Genomic DNA, 8,288 nt, shown 5'->3' on the forward strand with positions numbered 1-8,288 from the left:
CTGCGACGCCCCCACCCCCACCGCCGTGCTGTCTCCCAGAGAGACGTAGTTGACGCTCATCTGCCTTCGTTAACCCCCACGGCCTCTCAGGGCATCTTCAGCGCACGCAAGAGCCGCCCACCGCCGGGGCCGGCCACGCGCAGGAGCAGCGTGCTGCCCGCGGGCGCGCCGCGGATGACCGAGGCCAGCTCCTTCGCGCTCGTGATGGGCTTGCGGTTCGCCTCCACCACCAACATGCCCGGGGCCAGCTGCGCGCGGTCCGCGGGCGAGCCGGGGACGATGTCGGTGACGAGCGCTCCGGCGCGCTCCGTGAAGCCCGCCTGGGACGCGGTGCGCGCATCCAGGTCCTGCAGGGACACGCCCACGCGGCGCGAGCTGTCCTGTTCGTCGCTCGCCTCCGGCTTCTTCTTGGTGAAGCCCTCCAGGTCCGGCCGCGTGCCCATCGTCACCTTGACGTCCTGCTTCTTGCCGTCGCGGTAGAGGCTGAGCGTCGTGACGCTGTTGGGCTTCTTGAGCGCCACGGTGCGGGTGAGCTCGCTGTCGGAGCGGACCTTCTGCCCGTCGACGGCGATCACCACGTCGTCCGCCTTGAGCCCCGCCTTCGCCGCGGGGGAGCCGGGGTTGATCTGCGTGAGGATGGCGCCCTCGTTCACCGGCAGCTTCAGCGCCTGCGCCAGGTCGCGCGTGAGGGGCTGGATGCCCACGCCCAGCCAGCCGCGCGTGACGGAGCCGGACTTCTCCAGCTGCGGCAGGAGCGCCTTGATGAGGTTGCTGGGCACGGAGAACCCGATGCCCGTGCCGCCGCCGACGATGGCGGTGTTGATGCCCACCACCTCGCCCTTCATGTTGAAGAGCGGGCCGCCGGAGTTGCCGGGGTTGATGGCGGCGTCCGTCTGGAGGAAGTCGTCGTACACGCTGGCGCCGATTTCGCGGGCGCGCGCGGACAGGATGCCCACGCTCACGCTGGACGCGAGCCCGAACGGATTGCCAATGGCCAGCACCCAGTCCCCCACGCGCACCGCGTCCGAGTCGCCCAGCTTCACGGCGGGGAGCTGATCCACCTTCTCCTTGACCTTCACCACGGCCACGTCGGTGAGCGGGTCGCGCCCCACCACCTCGCCGGTGAACGAGCGACCGTCGTCCAGGCGGATGGTGATGGTGACCGCGTCCTCGATGACGTGGTTGTTGGTGAGCACCAGCCCCTTGGGGTCGATGATGAAGCCGGACCCGGCGCCCTGACGGACCTGCTCGCGCTCACTGCGACCGCGGCCCCCCCGGCCCCCGTTGCCTCCGAAGAAGCGGTCGAAGAGCGGGTTGTCCTCCATGCCTTCCGGCACCTCCGCCTTGGCCTGCACGTCCACGTTGACGACAGCGGACTTCACCGAGTCCACGAGGGGGGCCAGCGAGGACAGGGACTGCGCCTCGCGCGTGGCGGGCTGCAGGTTGCCGGCCTGTCCGGAGGCCGCCTGCTGGGTCTGCGGTGCGGCCGGCTGAGGCGCCGGTGCCTGCGCGAGCGCGAGCCCGGGCGACACGAGGACCAGCACGGCGGCCACCAGCTTGCGACGGAACGGAGGGAACGTGTGGGTCATGGGTTCTTTCAAGCTAAAGCGGAAACGAGGCCCCGCAACCGGAACGACACCGTCCGCTCGCGGGAGGTCAACTCCCAGCCAGCCCGCCTGTTCCCGAAGCGTTCAACCGGGCCGGTAGACGCGGTAGTCCAGTTCGGGGAACAGGTTGTTGCGGCCCTCGACGTGGGCCAGCCACGACTCGTCGATGGTGCCCGCGCGCACCTGGTCGTGCAGGCGCAGGAAGCGCTGCAGGTGCTCCTTCGTGCGGCGCACGGCGTAGTCCACCATGGTGCCGGTCTTCATGATGAAGGCCCAGTCGGAGGACTGCGCGAGGAGCAGCTCGCGCGCGGCCTGGTTCAGCGCCCGGCGCGGCAGGTTCGACGCATCCGGGTAGTCCCGGGCCAGCTCCACCATCTGCTTCGCGCAGTGGTTGAGGTGGCGGTAGATCCAGTCGTTGCTGCCATCGAGCCACATGTTCGCGTACCCGCCCGCGCCCCAGGAGGACAGGGGCGGCGTGGCCACCTGGTTCTCCGGGTGCTCGCGCAGGTCGTCCAGCGGGCTGATGAGCTGGAAGAGGCGGGGCTCGCGCGCGGCCTGACGGATGAGGGCCTCGATGAAGTGGGGGCCTTCGAACCACCAGTGGCCGAAGAGCTCCGCGTCGTAGGGGGCCACGACGACGGGCTTGCGGCCCCCCATGCGCGAGGCGAGGTACTCGAACTGGCGCTGCCGGTTGAAGAGGAAGTTGCCGGCGTGCACGGCCGCGCGCTCGCGGGCGGCGACCGGATCATACGGGTGCTTGTCGTTCGTCTTGCCGGTGATGCGGAAGTACTTGAAGCCGGTGTTCTTGCGGTCGCCGGTGGGCTGGATGAAGGGCCGGATGTAGTCCAGGTCCAGGTCCCAGCCGATGTCCCGGTAGAACTCGCGGTAGACGGGGTCGCCGGGGTAGCCGTGCTCGGTGCTCCACACCTGCTGGCTGCTCTCCGGGTCCCTCGCGAAGGCGGCGACACCGGGCTCCGTGAAGATGGGCGCGTAGGGGCCGTGCAGCGGACGGGGCGTGGCGTCCGTGAGGGCGTGCGTGTCGACGAAGAAGTAGCGGATCCGCTCGGCGGAGAGGATGCGCTCCAGGCCCGGGTAGTAGCCGCACTCGGCCAGCCAGATGCCGGCGGGGTCACGGCCGAAGTTCTGGCGGTAGTGGTTCGCCGCGACCGTGACCTGGGCGCGCACGGCCTCGGGCGTCTGCTGCATCAGCGGCAGGAAGCCGTGGGTGGCGTTGCAGGTGAGGATCTCTAGATTCCCCGCGTCCTGGAGCCGGCGGAACGCGCCCACGAGGTCGCGCCGGTAGTGGTTGTGGTACGCGAGGCGCAGCGACTCGAAGTGGTCGCGGTGGAAGACGGCCAGCGGGTGGAAGGTGGCGTCGTCGCGGGTGCGGTGCACCTCGCGGGCGCCCAGTTCGCAGAGCTGGTCCAGGCGCCGTGCGTAGCGCTCCCGCAGCAGGTCGTCGTTGAGCATCGTGACGAGCGTGGGGGACAGCGTCATCGTCACGCGGTACGGGACGCGCTCCTCGGCCAGCGTGTCGAACACGCGCAAGAGCGGCAGGTACGTCTCGGAGATGGCCTCGTAGAGCCAGTCCTCCTCGAGGAAGTCTTCGTATTCGGGGTGGCGGACGAAAGGCAGGTGCGCGTGCAGGACCAGCGCGAGGGAGCCCAGGCTCATAGGTCAGTCAAGGAGGCCGTGCGGGTTCACGAACGTCCACGGCGCGAGCGCCGGGACCGGGAGGAAGCGGACGGGGAGCCCGGGGACGAAGGCTCCGGGGCGTTCTTGGAGGCGGAAGGTTGAGCGGGTGTCGAGGCCGCGGGCGCCGTGCTCGGAGGCGGGGCCTTGGCCTTCGGAGGCGTTGACGCTACGGGCTCGGACGCGGTCGCCTTCGCGGGCGGTGCGCTCGGAGGAACCGGGGGCTCGGCCTTCGCGGACGGAGCACCCTGAGACACGTCGGTCTCGGCCTTCGGAGCCGGAGGACTCGCAGGCATGGGCGCCGGAGGGGCCCTTCGCGCGGCCTCGGAAGCCTCTCGCGCCCTGTCGAGAGCGCGTTGTTCGGACGCGGTAAGGCCGCGCGCCACGCTCAGGGCCCACGGATCCTTGGGGGCTTCCGGTTCCGCTGCCTGCGGCGACTGCGACCCTTGCGCACGTGAATCGGCGGAGGAGGTGCCGTGCGCGAAGACCGGCGTTGAAGGCGTGCTCGCGCCATCAACGTTCCCCACCGAAACACCCGCCCCGTTCGCCGGGCGCGGCATGTCGCCCTGCGGAGAGGGCAAGGTCCCCGACGCCCGCGAATCCTCAAGGAAGCGCGCGTCCGAAGCCCCGGCCGTACGCGGCACCGTCAGGTACTGCTGATCCGAAGCCCCAGCCGCGCGCGGTACCGTCAGGTACTTGTCGTCCGAAGCCCCCGACGCACGCTCCGCGGTCAGGTACCGCTGATCCGAAGCACCGGCCGCACGCGGCACCGTCAGGTACTGCTGATCCGACGCCCCGGGCACGGACGACACCGTGAGGTAGCGCTGATCCGACGCACCAGCCGCACGCGGCACCGTCAGGTACTGCGAATCCGACGCGCCCTGCCCTCGCGCGCTCTCCACATAGCGCTGGTCCGAAGCACCGGGCGCTCGGGGAGACTCCAGCTCCAGGTAGCGGTACTCCGACACACCGCCCGGAAGCAGGCTCTGGCCATGGCGCTGGTCCGAAGCTCCTGGCGCACGCGGCACCTCCAGATAACGGTGCCCCCCTGCCACGACCTCTCGATAGCGCTGGTCCGAAGCGCCCGGAGCACGCTCCACCGACAGATAGCGCTGATCCGACGCTCCCGGCGCACGCGGCGGGGACAGGCCTGGCGTCGCCTCTCCGACCCGAGCGGCCCCTTCATAGCGCTGGTCCGAAGCACCCGGCGCACGCGGCGCGCCCTCCAGATAGGCCGTGTCCGCGTAGCGTTGATCCGAAGCGCCCGGGGCTCGCGGAACGTCGACGCGCTCGCGGTGGACCTCCGGAATGTCCCGCACGCCCGCGCTGCCCGGCAGCGACACCCGGCGCCACGTGACGTACTCGCGCTCCTCGGCCTGCGGCGCGCGCGCGGGCACCGCCACGACCTCCTCCGCTCGCGGACGGGCCACGACGGGCGGGGGCGTCATGTGCAGGAACCGGATGGACGTGTCCGTGGACGGCCCCGCCGGGGGCAACGTGGCCCGGTTCGACGAGTGACCGATGCGGCGCGAACGCCCCTCCGCCCCGACGAAGTGGGCCTCCACCCGGTACGTGCGTCCGGGCGTCATCCCCAGCAGGTAGAAGCTGCGCGACTCCAGCGCGAAGTCCACCTCGCGCGACAGCCCCTCGCCGTCGAACACCTTCAGCACCGCGCGCGGCCACGGCACGCCTTCGAGCGCCCGCTTCTTGCTCGCGTCGCTGAAGTCCCAGAGGACGAAGAGCGTGTGCGGATCGCGCGCGAGCAGCACCATCGCGTCGTCCTGGTAGTCCAGGGGCAGCATGCCCAGGTGCTCGTCGCGCTCGGGCGACGCGTCCGCGGGAGGCAGGCGCGGCGCCTGCTCCTCCAACAGGTGATGCCGGCGCGCTTCGCCCTGCCCTGCCATCTTGGTGACGAAGAACCCCTCCACCAGGGGCTCGGCGGCATGCGGGGGCTCGCTCGGGGGCGTGGGCGTCGGCTCGGCGGCGGCCCGCGGAGCCTCCACCCGGGGCGCATCCGACGGACGCGGCGTCAGCGCCTCGGGGGCCAGCGGCAGCGTGTCCTCGTCATCCGATGCCCTGCGGGACTTCCCGCGGGCCGGGAACGTCACCACGCGGGCCGGCCGCGTCCTGGGCTCGGCGCCGGGCTGGGTGACGGGCTCCGCGGAGAGTTCGGGGGCCGTCGCTCCGCTGGCTCCCGCGGGAGGCAGGGGGACGGCCTCATCCGTCGCGGCGTGTGCCGGGCCGGAATCCAGCTGCCCGGAATCCAGCGTGCGTGCTTCGCCTCTCACATCACCGGAACTCCGCTGGGACATCGGCAGTCCCGCCATGCGCGCAAGCCGCCCCAGGACGGGGACACGCTCGGCCAGCGCGGCGACGAACTCCCGCCCTCTGGACGCGCCGGCCCCATCCCGGAGGTATTTCCGGGCCAGCTCTCGCAGGTAGCTCACGGTGACGCCCTTCCGCTCATCCATGGACACCTCGCCTCGTTATGTCGCGGCATACAGGCGGTCAACGCATCCGTCACGGGATGTGTTTGTCTGCGGACCCCGTTCTTCTTCTGTCACGGGCGATGACACCTCCCCCATGTCCAAGTATCCTGCGAACGCTTGAGTGACCTGCCCAGACTTCTCCTGTGCAGCTTCGATGTCATCCCCGGCCCGTCTGGCTCCTCACGCCGACTGACCGAGTATCTGAAGGCGTTGCCTGATCGCTTCTCCGTGGTGGTGCTGTCGGCGAAGACGCCCGACCACTCCCATATCGAGAAGTACCAGGGCGCCCGGCTGCTCCGCGTCCCGGTAGGCTCCGGGGACCTGGCCTCGCGCATCCAGTCCTTTGAGCGGGCCGTGCGCCGGCAGCTGGAGAGCGAGGACTACGCGCTCGCCCACTTCACGGACCCCTTCGGCGGCTACGCGCTCTGCGAGCTGAAGGGGGACTACGGCTACCGCCTCATCTATGAGGCCCAGACGTTCCCGTCCCAGGAGCTGCGCTACACCCATCCGCAGACGGACGGGGACCGGCGCTTCCTGTCGAAGATCCGTCGGCAGGAGCTGTTCTGCCTGATGAACGCGGACCTCGTCGTCACCGGCTCCCAGACGACGCGCGCGTACATCCAGGGGCTGGGGGCGGCCGAGGACCAGCTGCGCATGCTGCGCGCGCCCGTGGACCTCAAGCCCTATGATCCGGAGGTGCTCGGCGCCCCGGATGGCACGCCCCTGCGCATGATGTACCTGGGCAGCCACGTGGGCTGGCAGGGCCTGCCCACCCTGCTGCGCGCCACCGCGCTCGCGTCCCAGCAGGTGGACGTGCGCCTGACGCTGGTGGGCGCGCACCACCCGGACTGGAAGCCCCACCTGGAGGACCTGGTCAACGACCTGGGGCTCAAGGAGAAGGTCGACTTCCAACCCCCCGTCGTCCACGACGACCTCTTCAAGGTGCTGGCCCTGGCGGACGTGGGCGTGCTGCCCCTGGACGACTCGGAGCGCAACCGGCTCCAGGGTGGACCGCTGGCCAAGGTCTCCGAGTACATGGCCGCCGGCCGGCCGGTGATCGCCGCGGACCTGCCCGTCACCCGGGAGCTCATCCCCCAGGACGCGGCGGTCTTCTTCCCGCCCGGGGACAGCCGCGCGCTCTCCGAACGCATCGTGGAGCTGGCGCGCGACGTGCCCCGCCGCGTGGCCCTGGGGAAGGCTGGGCGCGCGTACGCCGAACAGGTATTGGACGCGGGGCTTATCCGCGGCCAGCTGCTGGACCTGTACGACTCGCTCCTGAAGAACCGGACGCACCTGCCGGTGGGCGCCGCCAGCGAGCCGCCCGACGTCACGATGACCGGCACGCCCACCAATCGGCTCGCGAGCCTGGGCATGCCGGAGGCCTCGCTGCCCACGCCGGTGCCCAGGGCGCCCGCGAAGCCCGCGGCGCCGGCCGCCACGCCCCCGGAAGCCTCCGCCCCGGAGCCCGCTGGCAACAAGGAGGCCGCCGAGGACCTGCCCCTGGTGATGGGCATGGCGCTGGAAGAAGGGCTCGACACGCGGCTGGTGAAGACCGAGCCCGACGTGCGGCCCGAAGAGTTCCCCATGGTGATGGGCCTGCCGCTCCGGGAACCCGCACCGCCTCCGGACGCCTCACGGGACGAAGCCGCGCCGTCGCCCGACACCTCCAGGCCGGACCCGGCGAAGCCCCCGGTCCCGACCGCCACATCAAGGGGGGCCTCGGAGTCGTCCCAGAAGGCCCCGGACGGTGGCGGGTCCTCCACCGACAAGGAGGACTCCGACGCGGCCTCCTCTGGAGCGACGCCCATCGTGCGCCGAGGCAGCGTCGGGGATGAGGAGGGCGCCCCGGCCCCCACGCCCATCGTGCGCCGGCCGACGTCGGGGGAGGACGAAGCGCCCGCGGCCACGCCCATCGTGCGCCGGCCCACCTCGCTCTCGACCGAGGACGACGAGCGGTCCCCGACCCCCATCGTGCATCGGTCCGGGGTCACACGGGACGACGAAGCCCCGGCCCCGACCCCCATCGTGCGCCGGGCGTCGGTCCTGATCGAGGACTTCCCGGAGCCGCCGGCCCCCACGCCCATTGTCCCCATGCGCTCCTTGATGAACGCGGGGCGCAGCTCGGGGTCCAGCCGCCCCGACACGGGCCGCGCCCAGCCGCCGCGCTCACCTCCGATCCTGGAGCCGGGCTCCTCCAGCGTCGAACCTCCTCGCCCCTCTCCTCCTGTCCTTCATTCCATGGCCGACGCGGACAAACCGCCCATCCGTGGCGGCCTCGTCGCGGATCCAGGCCGTCCCGTCCCCCCTCGCCTCCCCGGGCTGTCGGACGCCGACAAGCCGCCCATTCGCGGGGGCAACGTCCCCGACGCCGACAAGCCGCCCATTCGCGGGGGCCACGTCCCTGACGCCGACAAGCCGCCCATCCGCGGTGGCTCCGTGCCGCCGGATGCGGAGCGGCCTCCGCAACTGCCGCCCCGGGCCGCCTCGCCGCCCCCCGTCC

The 8,288-nt window shown here is 71.5% G+C and carries 4 protein-coding genes; 1 reads left to right on the forward strand and 3 read right to left on the reverse strand.

Features of this window, described 5'->3' with window-relative positions; translation table 11 throughout:
* Window positions 1–86: 86 nt before the first annotated feature.
* The 3 genes from D7X12_RS36030 to D7X12_RS36040 form a co-directional block, all read right to left on the reverse strand.
* Window positions 87–1,589, reverse strand: coding sequence for a Do family serine endopeptidase (locus tag D7X12_RS36030; protein ID WP_120629740.1), 1,503 nt, complete (start codon window positions 1,587–1,589; stop codon window positions 87–89).
* 102 nt (window positions 1,590–1,691) lie between these two features.
* The gene (locus tag D7X12_RS36035; RefSeq protein WP_120629741.1) at window positions 1,692–3,281 is read right to left on the reverse strand and encodes a glycoside hydrolase family 57 protein; all 1,590 of its coding nucleotides are present in this window, start codon (window positions 3,279–3,281) and stop codon (window positions 1,692–1,694) included.
* 26 nt (window positions 3,282–3,307) lie between these two features.
* Window positions 3,308–5,770, reverse strand: a complete 2,463-nt coding sequence (locus D7X12_RS36040) for a DUF4912 domain-containing protein (RefSeq protein ID WP_244224986.1) — start codon at window positions 5,768–5,770, stop codon at window positions 3,308–3,310.
* Between the two features lie 228 nt (window positions 5,771–5,998).
* Between D7X12_RS36040 and D7X12_RS36045 the strand changes: the two genes are divergently transcribed.
* On the forward strand, window positions 5,999–8,288 hold a 2,290-nt coding region (locus D7X12_RS36045), incomplete at its 3' end, for a glycosyltransferase family 4 protein (RefSeq protein ID WP_244224987.1).

This window comes from Corallococcus sicarius (assembly GCF_003611735.1).
GTDB lineage: Bacteria > Myxococcota > Myxococcia > Myxococcales > Myxococcaceae > Corallococcus > Corallococcus sicarius.